Here is a 17668-nt window from a genome sequence, read left to right on the forward strand (position 1 = left end):
AAGAGATAAAAGAATTTATCTCTTTAATATTTTTAAATTATTTGATCTTGAATGTTTTGTTCAACTTTAACTTGAACAGAATTGTCATTAGTATTTGTATAAATATCAAATCCACTATCAGTTCCTGAACCAGCTGTTTTTGACCATCCTGAATCAGAAAATGAAACTTTATCTTCATTTGTACCAGTAATTTTTAAAGTATTGCTACTATCAGTCATATTAAGTACATCTTGTAAAGTTATATTTTCAAGTTTATTTTCTCCACTTTGACTTAAATCAATAGTATTAATATTTTTTAAAGTACTATTTGATGATAAATCAGCAATTTTGTCAAAATCTAAGCTAACTCCTGAATCAAGAGTGAAATTACCTGAAACATCTGAAAGTTTTAAATCAAATGTTTTAGCTAAACTACTATCACTTTCATCTGTATTTGTTCCATCTGTATCAACTGTTTTAGCAGTTACTGATACACCATTTACAGATTTATCATGTAATAATTCAATATTATTTATTTGATCAAATGCTATTCCTTCTATAGTCCATTTACTTCCACTTTCATCCCAACTAACATCAATAGCTGTACCATTAGCTGTACCATTATATCTAAATTGAGCAGATTCATCTAATCCAGTTAATTCAAGACTCATAGTTTCACTTCCATCTGTATCTTTCATATTTGCATTTAAGTTTAAACTCACCCATGAATAAGCATCACCAAATGTCATAGTTGGATCAATAGTTACACCATCAGCAACAGCATTTATATGTCCTGTCACATTTACTGCAACAGGAGTTGATGTTGATAAATTCTCTTCACTAATTGTAAATTTAGTTATAAAATCAAAATCACCTGACCAATTTGATGGAGCATTAATATAAACTTCTGGCATACTTCCATCAGAAGAAGCTGGAATTAACCATTTGTTTCTTGTAACATTTGTATCTGTATCAATATTTGGAGTTAAATCAAATGTACCATTTGTTACACCAATATTTGTTGCCATTACTAACTCTGAACCAACTTTATACCAAACTGTAAATCCATTTGGTACTTCATCTAAAATAATATTCCCAACTTTTTCAGAACCATCTGTAAATGTACCTGCTGTTATTTCAAGTTTAACTGGATTTGCTAAAGTTGTACTTCCAACTGTAACTGCTACATCTTCAACTCCTGTTGCAGTTACAACAGAAGCATTCAATTCTACATCAATTATAGGTGTCACAGATATTGTTGTACTACCTTTTGAATCTAATGTTACACTACTTCCTGTTTCTTTATTTTGAACACTTACTTCAAAAGTTACATTTCCATCTCTATTTGTTGCAGGAGTATAAACTAATCCTTCAATTGGAGTATCAACAGTAAATGCAGCAACTCCTGATTTTGGAGTAATTGTAAATGTACCATCTCCATTATCAGTAATATTATATTTTCCTGAACTATCTGTTAATGTTCCTTTTGTTCCTTCTCCATTAGCATTAGAATCTAACCAATTTTCAGTTACTTTTATAGTAATACTATTTCCTATAAGTTCTGTTTTAGTTCTATCATTAGGATTTGATAAAGTTATAGAAAGATTACTTGTACCATCTTCATTTATATTATCAGCATTTACACTAATAGTCATCTCATCTGTTAAAGGTAATATAGTCTGTGTTGATGATACTGTATTTCCTTTATCAAATGCTCCATTATAATATGTTGCAATATTAGCTGTAAATGTAAAGTCACCTTGTAAACTACCTTCTTGAAAAGAGTTCATATCTTTTGGAGTTGTTATTTTTACATTTGATAATTGAGTATTCATATCAGCTGCATTTCCACTTCCAACTACTACATAGTAAGTTTTTCCACCCTCTTCATAAGAGTAATCATAGCCCGTGATTGTTGAACCATCTGGAATATCTGAAATAGTAATAACTGCTCCACCATTTCCATCAGTACCACCAACTACTAATGCCTCTGCTAAATTAAACTCTGTATCTTCTGTAATATTAGCTGCTTGAACTGCTAATTCTAAATCAGCTGGTGTTCCAGGTTGAGTTCCAGGAGTATAAGTTTTTTCAATATGGATAGTTTGAGAGGCACTTTTAATTTCTGCATTAACATCTTGTGTATAAGTTGTTATTGTTATATCTCTACTATCAAAATCTGCACCTTGATTTACTTTAAATGTAATATCTTGTAATGCACCATCTGTATCTAAAGTATTATCAGCTGGATTTGAGATAACCCAAATACCATTATGTTCACTTCCTGAATATCCATAATATGTAGCTCCTATAACTTCTACACCCATAGGAACACCTGTTATAACTATTTTTTGTACTGTTTCACTTCCATCTGTATCAGAACTTGTAGTTGTAACTGGAACTTTAAATTCTGAATTTTCAGTTGTAACAGACACATTTGTATCAGTTATTGTTACATTCCCTGATTCTTTTGTAATTGTTCCAACAATTAAACTTGGAGCATCTGTAACTGCTTGAACATTTACTGTATGAGTATGAGTAAAGTCAGCTGTAACATCTGCTGTTCCAGTTGCAGTATCTTTTACAGTATAAACAACTGTTAAATCAAAGTTATCTGTACTATCAGCATCATTTACAGTTGTATTTTTTGCATAAATACTATCTGCTTGTTCTGGTGTTAATATATAATATCCTCCACTTAATGTTGAAGTTATAGATTGAGTCATAGCTGAATCTAAATATAACTCATATCCAGAAGGAACATCTGAAGCTAAGATTTTAACTGTTGTTATAGTTTCACTTCCATCTGTATCAGTTAATGATGGAGCTATATTTATCTTATTTGCACTTCCATCTGCATCTTCATAAATAGTAGAAGAATTTGTAACTGACACATCATCTACAACTGGATTAACAAAAATATTTATAGTTTGAGTATCCCAAGTTTTGCTATCATTTTCTCCTGCTTTTTCAGTAGTTACATAAGTTAAATCAAAACTTGCACTTCCACTAAAATTTTCTGGAACAATTATTTTGATTTTTCCAGCTATTATATCACTTGCTTTTACAACATACATTCCATCTTCTATATAATATGGACTACCTGTATCTACTGTAAATCCAGTTGGTAGAGCTATTTTAACTGTTAATTCTTCGCTAGCATCAGAAGAAGCAAGATTAGCTGGTGTTGTATATATGTCTTTTAGATTAAGCTGATTATCTTCATTTACATTTATATTTGTATTTAAATTTATTCCAACTGGAGCATCTGCAATATTTTTTACAATAACATCTATATTTTTTGTAGCCGTCCAAGCACTTGTAACTTCTGTTGTTCCATTATTATCAACTGTTTGAGAAGATACTTTTAATGTATAATCTGTATCATCATTGTGTGCTGGAATAAATTTTGATAATTTATCATTTTGATAATCATTTATTTCAATTGTATATTTTCCACTATTTTGAGTCACTGTTATATTTCCCGAAGATACAAAATCTTTATCTACTAATACCCAATCACCTGTTCCACTGTTCAAACTTTTATCAAATACATATAATACCGAACCATCAGGGATATCTTCTATTTTTACATTAAATGTTTCAGAACCATCTTTATCATCTGAACTCACTTTAATATTTAAAGCTATTCCAGCTGATGGATTATTGATACTATCATTAGGATTTGAACTATTTCCGTTATCTCTTCCCGCATCTTCATATCCAACTGATTGTGCTACTTGAATAGTTGCTAATTGAGCTACAGGTTCAACAGTAACTTCAAAGTTAACACTATCACTTTCTTCTATTCCTGCAGTATCAGTACTATCAACACCTTTATCTTGCGATGTTAAAGTAATAGTTCCAGTTACTTTTCCACTCCAATAATCAGGGAATTTCATACTAAAATCAGGATCTGCTGTTTTATTTGCATTATCATCAAAGTCTATTGTATATTCATCATTTACATCTTTATAAACTTTAACATCTGTTTTATCACCAATTGTTATATAAATATATTCAGGTAATTCAGTATTTGTACCTGCTGTAAGTTTTATAGTATAACTTCGTTTTTCAGAACCATCTAAATCTAAACTTGTATCCGTACCACCTACCGATGATGTTCCACTTGTATTAGTTAAAAGTGCTTTTAAATCTATTGATGTATCAATAACTGAACCACTTTGTGGATTTGGATTGTACTCTTGAATATTATTGAATACAATAGTTTTTGTTCCTGTATCTACTGATTGTACTTGAGAATTTATAGTACCATCCCAATTTAAAGTAAAACCATCTGTTACTGGATTTATTTTTACAGTCATATTTGCTGTTGTTTCATTTTCTACTTGACTTCCATAAGTAGCTGTGTCTAGTGGTATACCACTATCATCTACTTCATAAGAAGTTACATCAATTTTGATTTTTATATCTGTATCATTGTCTTCAGCATGTTGGATTTGTAATGATTCATACTCTGCTTTTGTAAGATATAAAGTATTAGATGCTCCTAATTGTACATCTTTATGATGATAACTATAATCTACGCCTGATTTATCATCTGTTAAAATCACAATCTTTAAGGTTTGATTTGCAGAATCTATTGTTGCAATTTCATCTGTACCACTAAAGATTTTTGCACCATCAACATTATTTCCATTTGTAAATGTAAGTGTTATTTCTCCATTTCTTTCAGGATTATCTCCTGTACCACTATTTTTATCAGTTTGATCTTTTGATAAAGTAGGAGTAATTAATCCTAAAGGTATTTTATTTTCTCCTTCTGCTTGATTACCAGTATTTGTATCATTATAAGTTGAAGCATCTTCATAAGAAGTTACATCATTTACTGTAATTGTTGGAGCATCTGCAACTGGTTTAACCTCAATATTAACTCTTCCTGCTGCTGTATCACCATCAAAGTCACTAACAGCATATTCAAACCAAGGTTTAGCATTGTAATTACTATAATCTTCAACTGGTGTAAAAGTTACAGTCCCATCACCATTATTTGTAAGTGTTCCTATTTCTTTTGTACTATCATTTGGATCTGTAACTATTTTAGTTTGACCATCACTTAATGTTGTATAAGTTGTACCATCACCATTTACTCTAATTTGAATCTCACCATCTTTAAAGCTTTCAGGAGAGATTACAATATTTAAAGAATTATCTTCATTAACTTCAACATCTCTATCTACATTTATTGGTAAAGAGTCATTTACTTTTACTTTAAATGTTACAGTATTACTTGTTTGTCCTTGGTCTGTTATTTTAAATCCAAATTCAAAAGTTAAATCGTCATCGTTTGTAGCATCTGCTGAATCTCCTGCTATTGGATGGTCAATGTTTTTGTATTGAGTATAAGTATAACTATCTTTTGTAGTTGTACCACTAGCAATATCACTATCTTTATTTAAAACTATTTCAAATACTTTGTTTGAATTAGCTACTGCCCCATTACCCACATCAGCACCTATATATCCAATAATTTTATTACCTATAGTTTGATAATTAATTGTTTGCCCACCAGCTTTTAAGTTTCCTAATCCATAATCTGTTGTACTAGCAAAATCTCCTTGATAAATCTTTGTTGCAGTATCATCAAAAGATAAACTATAGTTGTTATCAGGATTATTTGGTTTTTGAATACCTAAAGATTGAGTATCTGTTATTGTTGAATTAGCATTTGTCACATCAAAATCATCTTCATCAACAGAAGCATTTACAGGAGTTCCTAAAGTAATCCCATCTTTGATAGTTCCTGTTGTAGTTTTATCTGCATGAATCGCAACATTTTCAAAAGCTCCTGATTGAGTAACACTAGAAATAGTTACATTATAAATTTCATTCCCTTCTAAAGTAAAATCATCTTTAGTTACATTTGTAAAATCACTATGATTTGTTCCACCATTAATTACCACTTGTTTTACTATTGTAGATAAATCACTTTCAGTAAAATCTCCACTATTTACAGTATAAGTTAAATTTACGGTTACAGATTGTCCAGCTGGAACAGTTACAGGATTTCCATCTTTATCAACTAAAGTTATTGTATGTACTAAATTTCCACCCTCTATTGTAGAAGGTGTTTGTGTTATTTTTACATAAACCGTATCATCTTGTCCATAGTTTCCATTTGTCGGATCATCATTTCCTGTTCCAGTATCTGGTTGTTCAACATTTGCTGGATTATCTTTTATAGTTGAAATCACTATATCATTTGAAGTATCAATAGATGGTGATTCATATGGTGAATTTATTAAATCTGTAATTTTAACAGTAAAGTTTTCATCACCTTCTGCATAATAATCGTCTTTTGCATTCACACTAAATACTGTTCCTACTGTTGTCGATACAACTGTCGTATTATCATAATCTGTTCCAGCTGTTGCATCTTTATCACTACCATCAGTTATTGTTCCATAATTTACAGTTACTGTTCCTCCTTGAGTTGCAAGAGGTTTTCCATCATTATCTACTGCAACTGCCATATAGTAAAGATTTCCACCTTCAGGAGTTTCATTTGTATTATCTATATTTAAAGTTCCATCAGGATTTGTAATATCTGCTATTGTAGTTGTAAGTAAATTTACAGCAACTAAAACAATTTTTACAGGATCTACATCTGATTCTGTAGTCTGATTAGATGAATTATCATGAATAGTTGTAGTTACATCTTTATAATCACCATTTTTATCACCAATTTTTACATTTTCAAACTCACCTGTATTCTCTATATCTGTTATTGTAAGCTTAAATTTTTCTCCATCATCTTTATATGGATCATCAATTGTGTCAACAGTAAAAGTATTTGAAGAATTATTAGCTGGAATTGTAACTTCTATTGTATTACCATTATTATATTCTGTATCACCATCTTGTGTAGTAGTATTATTGTATGTTACTGTTATTTTCGTATCTTTTGTAACCTTTACTTCATTTCCATCTTTATCTACAAGTTTTATAGTATAACTTGAAGTTGTATTCCCTTCATTTACATCTGCAGGTCCAGTTATAATTGCATAAACAGTATCTTCTTCTCCATAATTCCCATTTGTCGGTTCATCTGTTCCAGTTGATGTATCTGGTTGATCAATTTTTGCTGGATTATCTTTAATTGTTCCAATAGTTGTTATTTTATCACTTGATGCACCATTTGCTACTGTATGAGATGCTATATTTTCAAATGCATTACCTGAATTATCTATATGATTTATAGTAATTTTTAAGCCTTCATCACCTTCTGCATAATAATCATCTTTAGTTGTTACTTCAAATTCAGTATAGCTAGTCCCACCAATAATAGTTATACTTGTCTTAGGTGTATAATCTTCATTTACAGTAGCTTCTTTTGATGTATTTCCCTCATAAGATAAATCTACTGTTAAAGTTTTTCCTGCTGGTACTTTTACCTCTTCTCCATCTTTATTTACTATTACAACTTTATATTTTAAATTACCACCTTCATTTGTAGTATCTGTAATTGCTTCAATTTTCACAAATAATTTTTCATCATGTATTGTAGTAGTTACAGGAGTTGTGTCAATATTTACACTTTCATAATTTCCACTATAAGAGTTATTATCTATTACAACTTTATATTTTTCTGTTGATTCTGAAGATAAATCTTTGAAAACTTCTGTACTAAAACTTTGTCCTATCGATACTGATGTTTTTGGTGTATTATTAAAATCTTGTGTTCCATCTGTTAGAGTTTTAGTTGGAGCACCTGTTGCTGTATCATTTTGGAAACTTATATCTATTGTACCTGTTTGTACAGAAAGTTTTGTAGAATCATTAAAAGTTGTAGTTCCATTTTCAAATGCATATGCTATATAGTTTGCATTTGTTCCCTCTTCTGCTTCGTTTGCTAAAAGATAATTACCATTTCCATCTTTTATAACATTTCCATTTTCATCTGCTGCAAAAAGTTTAATAAGTACTATTTCTTTGTCACTTTCTTGATTGTGATTTGTAGGATCATTTGGATTATGGGGAGTAGTGTTATCAACGGGATTACTATTATCTTTTATTGTTGTAGTAACTGCTTCATTATTTATAGTCACATTTTCATATATAGGTGTTGTTGGATGAGTATATGAACCACTATTTATTGATACTGTATATATCTCATTATTATCAGAAATATAGTCATCTACAGTTACTACTTCAAAAGCAACTCCTATATTTACAACTTTATCTTTAACTAAAATAAAATCTTCTGAACCATCTTCTTTTGTTTGTGTTGTTACACCCACTGCTGTTCCATTTGCTGTATCAACTGTTACTGTTCCACCTTGTAGTGATAACTTTGTTTCTGTTGTAAATGTTGTACTATTTGGTTCAAATGCTAATGCCATATATTTTGCATTATCACCTTCATTTACTTCATTTACTATTTTATATGTTTTTCCATCTGCTTCAAGTATTGGATTTCCAGAAGCATCACAAGCTACAAGTTTAATTATTACAGATTCGTGATTTGCTTCAACACCATCATTTGGATTATTTGGAGTATTATCTGTATCATCTAAAATAGTAGTAGTAACATCTTTATTATTTCCATTTTTATCACCTATTACTACATTCTCAAACTCATTTGTATCTACTTTTGTAATTGCTACATTATATTTTTCACCATTATCTGCAAAATAATCATCTATACTTTCTACTGTAAATGTATTTGATGAACCATTTGCTGGAATTGTTACGTTTATTGTATTATTGTTATTATATTCCGTATCACCATCTTGTGTAGTAACATTTGTATATTTTACTGTTACTGTTGTTGGATTTGTAACTACAACTGCATTTCCATCTTTATCTACAAGTTTTACTGTATATGTTGTTGTATTACCTTCATTTACTGTTGTTGCACCTGTTATAATTGCATATACTGTATCCTCTTGTCCATAATTTATTCCATCATCTGGATTATTTGGATTTGAAGGATCTGTTGGTATTGTTGGTTGTTCTGTTGTTGATGGATTGTCTAAAATAGTAGTAGTAACATTTTTATTATTTCCATTTTTATCACCTATTACTACATTCTCAAACTCATTTGTATCTACTTTTGTAATTGCTACATTATATTTTTCACCATTATCTGCAAAATAATCATCTATACTTTCTACTGTAAATGTATTTGATGAACCATTTGCTGGAATTGTTACGTTTATTGTATTATTGTTATTATATTCCGTATCACCATCTTGTGTAGTAACATTTGTATATTTTACTGTTACTGTTGTTGGATTTGTAACTACAACTGCATTTCCATCTTTATCTACAAGTTTTACTGTATATGTTGTTGTATTACCTTCATTTACTGTTGTTGCACCTGTTATAATTGCATATACTGTATCCTCTTGTCCATATCCACCTGGTTCAGTTGGTGTTCCAGGTGTTCCATTTGATGGATTATTCACTGGATTATCTAAAATTGTTCCTATACCTTGTGGTTTAGAAATATTTGCATTTCCAACAACATTAGAAATATTAATTTTCATTGTTTCACCATTATCTGATACATAATCATCAGTAATTGGAACTTTTATAGTAACAGTTCTACTTCCTGCTGGTATTGTTATTGTTCCTCTGACATCAGTATAATCAATACCATTATTTGTAGCTGTAATTGGTGAAGTTACATAATCAAAAGTTACAGGAGAAGCAACACTTCTATCTAAAGAAACTGTAAATACTAAAAATCCTTCACTTTCATAAGAACTAACATCATTCACACTTAAATTTCCAATAATTACTGTTGGTGTTTCTATCACAGGAGGTGTTACAACTGGTTGTGGAGTCGGAGTTGGAGGAGTTGGAGTCGGTACAGGAGGATTTGTATATTCAGGTCTATCTATATTTCCAGGAGATGTTAATCTATCTTTTGATTCATTTTCAAAAAAAGATTTATCTTCAAATACTTGAGTTCTTGCTTTAAATTGAGCATTTCTTAAATCACTTACTATATCAGTTGCATTTCCATCTCTTGCTTGAAATTCACCAGTTGGGGCTGTTTCATCTTCTGCTTCTTCTTGACCTTCTGCTGTTTCTTCTTTTGTAACATCACTGTTATTTGCATCAGTAAAAGCACCTTCATCATTGGCATCTTTTTGTTCATTTGTAAATTCAGCATCTCGTAAATCACTTACAACATCAGCATTTGAATTATGTTCATCAGCTTTTAAATCTAAACCTTCTCTTGTAAAAAACAACTCTTCTGTTCCAAAAGCTGTTTCAATTAAAGAAGAATCTATTAATTGTTTTTGACCTTCACTTAAAACAATAACATCATTTCCAGAAAGAAGAATTTCTATTTTTGATGATGAAGAATTTCCATTGTCACCATAAACCGTATCATTCTCATAGATTGTATCACCTTCTTGTAAAACTCTAATATTACCATTTTCATCTTTTGCATGAAAAATTCCACTTGATAAGCTTTTTACACTTCCTGCAATTGTTGCCATAGTTTTTCCTTTTTTGATTTTTTTCTATTATATTTGGATTTTAGTCTATATTTTTTTATTTGTATATCACCCAAAAGGGTGATTTTAAGAAGATTTTTGGATTTTTATTTAGAAAATAATCCTGCAAAAGATAATCTATCTTTTACATTTAATTTTTCATAAATATGCTTTATATGTGTTTTTACAGTATTTATTGATATATCTAATTCTTGACTAATATTAAGATTTGTATATCCATTTTTTAGTAACTTTGCTATTTTTTTCTCAGTTTTTGTTAAAATTTCAAAAAGTTTTTCATCATCATTTTTATTATCTTTGTTTTCGACCATACTTTTTAACAATTGTGTTGTAATTTGTGGCATTAACCAAATATAATTATTAGAAATAGCTTCAACGGCTGAATTTAAATATGAAGAAGTCATCAAACAATTTCCATAACCTTGCACACCTTTTTCAAGCCATTTTCTTGCATTTTCAAATTCAGGAACTCTTTTTAAAACTAAAATCTTATTTAAATTTTTCAATAAAAGTGATATTATAAAATCACTATTTTCTAAATTTACACAATCACTTAAAATCAATATTGAATTTTTTAGATTAGATAAATCTTCATAATCTTCTATAATATTTGTTTCATATTTGTTTAAAATATTTTCCCATCTAGAAATAAGTGCAATATCATTGCTATAAAGTGCTATTTTCATTATCTTTCCGTAAATGTATATTGTTTTGTTTTTAATATTGGTTTTAAAATATAATCCAATATTGTTTTTTTACCAGTAATAATATCAACATCAGCAACCATACCAGGGATAATCTTCATAGATTTATCTTTCTCACCAATATAATTTTTTTCTGTTTCTATCCTTACCAAATAATATGTTTTATCATCTTTTTCAGTTATGGTATCTGGACTTATATTTATAACATTTCCATCTAAACCACCATAAATAGAGAAATCATATGCAGAAAATTTTACAATTGCTTTTTGTCCATGATAAATAAATGCAATATCTTTAGGTAAAATTTTTACTTCAACAATCAATTTATAATCTGTTGGAACAATTTCTATTAAATCTTGTGCAGGTTTAATTGCACCTCCAATCGTATTTATATGAAGTTTTTGAACTATTCCATTTGAAGGAGATTTTACAATTGTTCTTAAAACTTGATCTGTTGATGCAACTGAATTTGCTTCCACATCTTTTAATGAAGTAATCGTTTCATTTAATTTTTTTCTTGTTTCTGAATCATTTATTTGATATGTTTCATCAATTTTTTTGTTTATTTCTAAAATCTCTGATTCAATTTTTGTTACAGATAAAATCACACTTTGAAGTTTTTGTCGAGCATCACTTTGTTCTCTTTGAAGTTTTAGAAAATCAACTTGTGAACGAATTCCTCTATCAACCATTGGTTTAGTCATTTCAACTTCTTTTGAAATAGCATCAACAGAAAATCTCATATGAGCAATAGTTTGTCTAGCATCTTTTAGTTCATTTTCTTTTTGTTTAATTTGCTCTTTTAAAATCAATATTTTTGATTCTAGTTGCTTTACATTTGTTTGAAATAACTCATTTTCATTATTTAAAAAATCATTTAGTTGTTGATTATCTGTTAATTCATAAGTAAAAGTTTCTCTTTTTAATTCAGCTTCTAATCTTTTTATCTGAGCTTGTAAATACAATGATTTTAGTTCATTTGAAGCTGCAGTAGAGTTTGATTTTTCATTACTAATTTTTATTAAAATCTGATCTTTTTCTACAAAATCACCCTCTTTTACTAAAATCTCAGAAACTATTCCACCTTCTAAATTTTGAACTATTTGATTTTGACCATTGGGAACTACTTTCCCTGTTCCTCTTGCTATCTCATCTATTTTTGCTACTGATGCCCATATCAAAAATATAGTAATAGTTATTAAAAAAGATATAAGAATCCAATGTAATTTTTTAGGTCTTGTATGAATTACGGCTGCACTTAAACTATTCATATATTCATAATCATTCAAATTTAATGCTTTTTTAGGTAATTTAGGAGTTTTTTGAAAAAAAGCAGAAAATATCTCTTTATAATTAGCCATTATTTGCTCCTAATTTTCTTATTACTTCTATTTTTTCATCATCTAAAATTTTTTCACCATTATTCATAACTATTATTCTTGTAACTAAATCTAGCATATTCATTTTTTGAGTAACTAAAAGTAGTGTTCTATTTTCTATGTTTTCTTTTAAATTAGTTAATATATGATTTTCACTTGTTTGATCCATAGCATTTGTAGGTTCATCAAATAACCAAATATTAGAATCATTTATTAAAGCTCGTGCAATTCCAACACTTTGTCTTTGACCTCCTGAAAGTCCAGCACCTCTTTCACCTATTGGCATATCATAACCCATTGGATGAAGTTTAACAAGCTCATCTGTTCCACTTATTTTTGAACATTCAAGCATCCATTCATCATCAACAAATTTATAGTTTCCTAAAATATTGTTTTTTATGCTATTTCTGAAAAGATGAATATCTTGAGGAACATAACTTATTTTTTTTCTTAAATCAGCAGGATCTATTTGAGAAATATCAATTCCATCAATTAAAATTGAACCACTTTCTGGCTCATAAAGTTTCAATATCAATTTTGCAATAGTTGATTTTCCAGAACCAATTCTTCCAATAAAAGCAACTTTTTCACCCTCTTTTATAGAAAAACTAACATTTTTCAAAGCATAAACTTCACTATCTGGATATTTAAAAGAAACATTTTTAAACTCAATATTTCCTCTTAAAGATGGTCTTTTTACAAACTCTCTTGCAATTGGTCTTTCAAGAGGTTTATTCACAATTTCATCAAGCATTTTAAATGAAGTTTTTGCATCTTCATAATTTGTAATTAATCCAACTATTTGTCCCATTGGAGAGATTGCCCGACCTGATAAAATCATTGTTGCAATTAAACCTCCCATTGTAAGTTCAAAATTTTGAATTTGATAAACACCAAAAACAATAATTAAAACTGTATTTATTCCAACTAATAATCCTGTAATTGTAGGTATTGAAGAAGATATTATTCTTGATTTTAAACTTTTATTTGCAATTTCACCAGTTGATTCTTCCCAATTAAATTGAATATTTCCTGACATTCCTTGGGCTTTTATAGTTTCAATATTTTGTAAGGCTTCTATTAGTATTCCATTCTTTTTTGCACTTGCTTCATAAGTACTTTCAATACTACTTTGTAGAGGTTTTTTAATCATTAAAGCATAAATTATAATAATCAAAATAATAAATATTGGAACTAAAACCAAAATTCCTGAAATATAAAATATTACACATAAAAAAAGTATTGCAAATGGAAAATCAATCAAAACACTCAAAGTTGCATTTGTCAAAAAACTTCTGATACTATCAAAGCTTTTTAAATTATTTGCAAATGATCCAACAGATTTAGGATGAGCTTGCATTTGTAAATCTAAAACTTTTTCAAAAATTATAGAAGACATAATTATGTCACTTTTTTTACCAGCCATTTCTAAAAAATATGTTCTTAGAAATTTTAAACTCGCATCAAGTAGAAAAACTACAACTATTCCAATTGTAAAAACAAGAAGTGTTTCTTGGGCATTATTTGGAATAACTCTATCATAAACATTCATTGTAAAAAGAGGTGTAGCAAGAACAAATAAATTTATTAAGATTGAAGCAAGAATACAATCTAAATAAATTTTTTTGGAAAAGCCTAAAGTGCTCCAAAACCAATGTTTTTGATTTGATATATCTAATGTTTTTTTGCCATTTTCATGTTCATATTCGTATGCTTTTTTTAACATAAAAGCAAAACCCAAATATTCATTTTCTAATTTATCTATCTCAATCCACTCTTCTAAAGGTTCATCAATACCTGCAAAAATAATTTTTACTTTAGTTCTATCATCATTAAAACTATCTAAAATACAGCTATTTTCATTTGATAAAAGTAAAATTACAGGTAACTGTAAATTTAAAAAATCTTTTATTGGTTTTTCAATTATTGTAGTTTTTAATCCTGCTCTTGAAGCAGCTCTTGAAAATAAGGATTTTGAATTAGTTTTAGAAAAAAGCATTTGATCTGTCAGGTTAGAGCCAATTGGCAAACCTGACAGTAAAGATTCACTAGAAAAAGGTTTATGAAATAATCTTGTATATAAAACTAAAGATTCCAATAAGGTATCTTTAGTTTTTAAAATTTTATTACTCACTCTTCACCTTTTTTATATTCTGCATTATTTTTTAATTCTTATAAGTTCAGCTTCAATTCTTCTATTTAAAGCTTGTCCTTCTGGTGTATCATTGCTTGCAATTGGTTCAGCAAAACCTTTTCCAATTGTTTGAATTCTTGAAACTTCAACTCCATTTGCAACTAATAAATCTTTTATTGCATTTGCTCTTTTTTCAGATAATTTTTGATTGTAAGAAGCTGAACTTTTATCTTTACTTGCATGTCCTGTAATTACTGTATTAAACTCTTTATTATCATTTAAATATTTTGCAAAAGCTAATACTTTCTCTTTTGTATCTTCTTTTAGAACAGCCGAATTGTTTTCAAATAAAACTTCTAAATTTATTTTATTTGTACAACCATTTTCATCAACTGTATAACCAGCTGGTGTATTAGGACATTTATCTAATTCATTAATAACACCATCATTGTCATCATCTAAAATAACTTTTTCAGCTTTTTTAGGTACATAAAGGGCAATTGCAACTACATTATTAAGAGTTTTATCTCCTCTATTTGTTTCTAAAAATGCTTTATCATAATCAACTCTTGATTCTTCAATAATTACATCCTTATTAACACCATTCTTTACTAATTCATCTTTTATATTTTTTGCATAATTTGCAGCTTTGTTGTAACTCTCTTCTTTATCTTCCATAGCTTGTGTATGTCCAATAACTGTAACTTTAATATCTTCATCTTTGTATTTATTAATTACTTTTGCAACTTCAGATATATTGTTATCATTTGAATCAAAATTATCCATATTTACAAAATCAAATCTTTTTATTAGTGCAAAATTATCATACATTAAATGATTATCTAAAGGTGTCGATTTTATATTTTTGTTTGCTGCCACATTAAATTCATAATCATATAAACCTAATTTTTCAGATTTTTTTGGACTTTGTTCAGAATAAGCAATTACACTATTTAAATAATCTTCTTTATTTACAGTAAATCTATTTACTGAATTCTCAACTTCACAACCATTTGCATCTACAGTTGCACCAAATACTGTTTCTGGACATTTATCTTTAGAGTTTGGAACACCATCTAAATCAGAATCTTCTTCTTTTTGAGAACATCCATAAGGAGTAATATCATCATTATTTTTAGAATTATCACAAATATCTAAAGAATCAACTATTCCATCATTATCAACATCAAGTTTTACAGGTAATTCATCTTTTATTACCTCAAAAGGTTTAAGTGTTGGAGAAGCTATTTTGTCATAAGCTTGTTCATCTTCAACAACTGCATTTACAAGTAATCCCATCGCATCTAATATTCTATATTGTGCAAAAAGCTTATCCATTTGTGCATTTATAATTTGACTTTTAGAATTTACTAAATCATTTTGTGCAGATAATAAATCAAGTAAAGTTCTTCTTCCCATCTCATATTCACTTTGATAACTATCTAAAGTTTCTTGTGAATATTCATAATATTTGTATAACTCTTCAAGTTGTTGTCCTAACATTTCATAAGCTGACCAAGATAACTCTAATCCTTCGATTGTTTGTCTTTTTAAATCTCTTTGTAATTCAACTTCTTTATTTATCGTACTTTTACTTTTTTGAACGTCAGCTGTATGAGCTCCACCTTTGTATAAATTCCAACTAAGAACAACATATGCTTTTAATCTATCATCTGGCATATCAAAATTATTTCTTCTATTAACATCATTAAATACTTGTTCTACTTCTAAATCTACTGTTGGATAAAATTTACTTTTTTTCTCTTTATATAAAGCCTGTGCACCTTTGATATTAAAATTACTTACTAATATTGAAGGATTATTTTGAATCGCATACATTGTTGCTCTTTCTTTACTTTCAGGCATTGCATAGTTTAATGCAGGAAGCGTAAAAGAAGAAATATCTGCATCTCTACCTAACAATCTTTTAAATCTAAACTCTTTATCTATTGTATTATTTTTTTGAACAACTAAATTTGATTTTGCAAGTGATAAAGAAGCATAAATTTTTGTCATTTCAGATTTAGTTGTTAATCCTTGATCATATAAAGATTGAACATCTTTATAAATTTTTTCATTTATAACTACATTATCTTTTGCATTTTGTAATAATTGATAACTTCTAACAACATCTAAATATGCTCCTACCATTTGAAATGCAATATCATTTGCATTTTCTAAATAATGATGAGCTGCACCTAAAATTCTTGCTTTTTGATAATCAATTTTATGAGTAGTACTAAATCCATTAAAAATATTTTGTGTAAGTTTTAATGACTGTGTGTAGTGATTGTATCCTTCATCTATAACATTATGATTATAACTACTTTCATTTGTTTCATCTTTTAAATTACCAGCTTCATTTCTCCCAAAAGTTGCTCTATAATCAAGAGATGGAAGCCATTCTGATTTTGTAATTTCTAAATCTTGTTGTGTTTCATTAAAGTTTTTAAGTCTTTCTTGTACTATTGGATTTGTATCCAATGCTTCTAAAACACTCTCTTTTAATGTCAAAGCTTGTAAATTTATACTAAATAAACAAACACTTGCGACTACACTTATTAGTCTCTTCTTAACTTTTAATTCCATTTAAATCCCTTTGATTAAAATATAATTTTATAAATTACTAAAAAATAATTTATAGAATGATTACTTACATTGAATTATATATATTAGAAGTATCACAAAAGTATCAGTGACAATAATTTAAGACAGTTTTTTACTTATTTAATTAAAATTAATTTTCTTTTGATAGAATCCTTCATCAAATTGGCTTTTCTAGGGGAAAATGAGTTAATTTTACATTATAAAAATAGGATATTTTATTGCTAAATATTAAAATAATTTTTCTAATTAATACTTTTTTATTATTCATTTTTTCTGTTTTTTTTATTATTTATTTTTTGAAAAATCCGCATAATAAAATTATTAAATTTATTACATATTTTGTTTCATCATATTTTTTGGGATTTGTTT

General features: G+C 28.2%; 5 protein-coding genes. All 5 read right to left on the reverse strand.

Annotated elements, in window-relative coordinates:
- Positions 1 to 32: 32 nt before the first annotated feature.
- Positions 33 to 10457 (reverse strand): Ig-like domain-containing protein, encoded by a 10425-nt coding sequence (locus ADFLV_RS08875; protein ID WP_129010579.1) that lies wholly within the window; start codon positions 10455 to 10457, stop codon positions 33 to 35.
- A 104-nt stretch (positions 10458 to 10561) separates the two neighbouring features.
- Positions 10562 to 11161 (reverse strand): response regulator transcription factor, encoded by a 600-nt coding sequence (locus tag ADFLV_RS08880; protein ID WP_172658779.1) that lies wholly within the window; start codon positions 11159 to 11161, stop codon positions 10562 to 10564.
- Complete coding sequence (locus tag ADFLV_RS08885) at positions 11161 to 12540, reverse strand: HlyD family type I secretion periplasmic adaptor subunit (RefSeq protein ID WP_129010577.1); 1380 nt, start codon at positions 12538 to 12540, stop codon at positions 11161 to 11163. Before ADFLV_RS08885 ends, ADFLV_RS08880 begins: the two co-directional genes overlap by 1 nt.
- Positions 12533 to 14692, reverse strand: a complete 2160-nt coding sequence (locus ADFLV_RS08890) for a type I secretion system permease/ATPase (protein WP_129010576.1) — start codon at positions 14690 to 14692, stop codon at positions 12533 to 12535. The genes ADFLV_RS08885 and ADFLV_RS08890 overlap by 8 nt, the downstream gene beginning before the upstream one ends.
- A 24-nt stretch (positions 14693 to 14716) precedes the next feature.
- Positions 14717 to 17281, reverse strand: a complete 2565-nt coding sequence (locus ADFLV_RS08895; RefSeq protein ID WP_129010575.1) for a TolC family outer membrane protein — start codon at positions 17279 to 17281, stop codon at positions 14717 to 14719.
- Positions 17282 to 17668: the final 387 nt, after the last annotated feature.

The sequence above is a fragment of the Arcobacter defluvii genome, from assembly GCF_013201725.1.
In the GTDB taxonomy this organism is placed as follows: domain Bacteria; phylum Campylobacterota; class Campylobacteria; order Campylobacterales; family Arcobacteraceae; genus Aliarcobacter; species Aliarcobacter defluvii.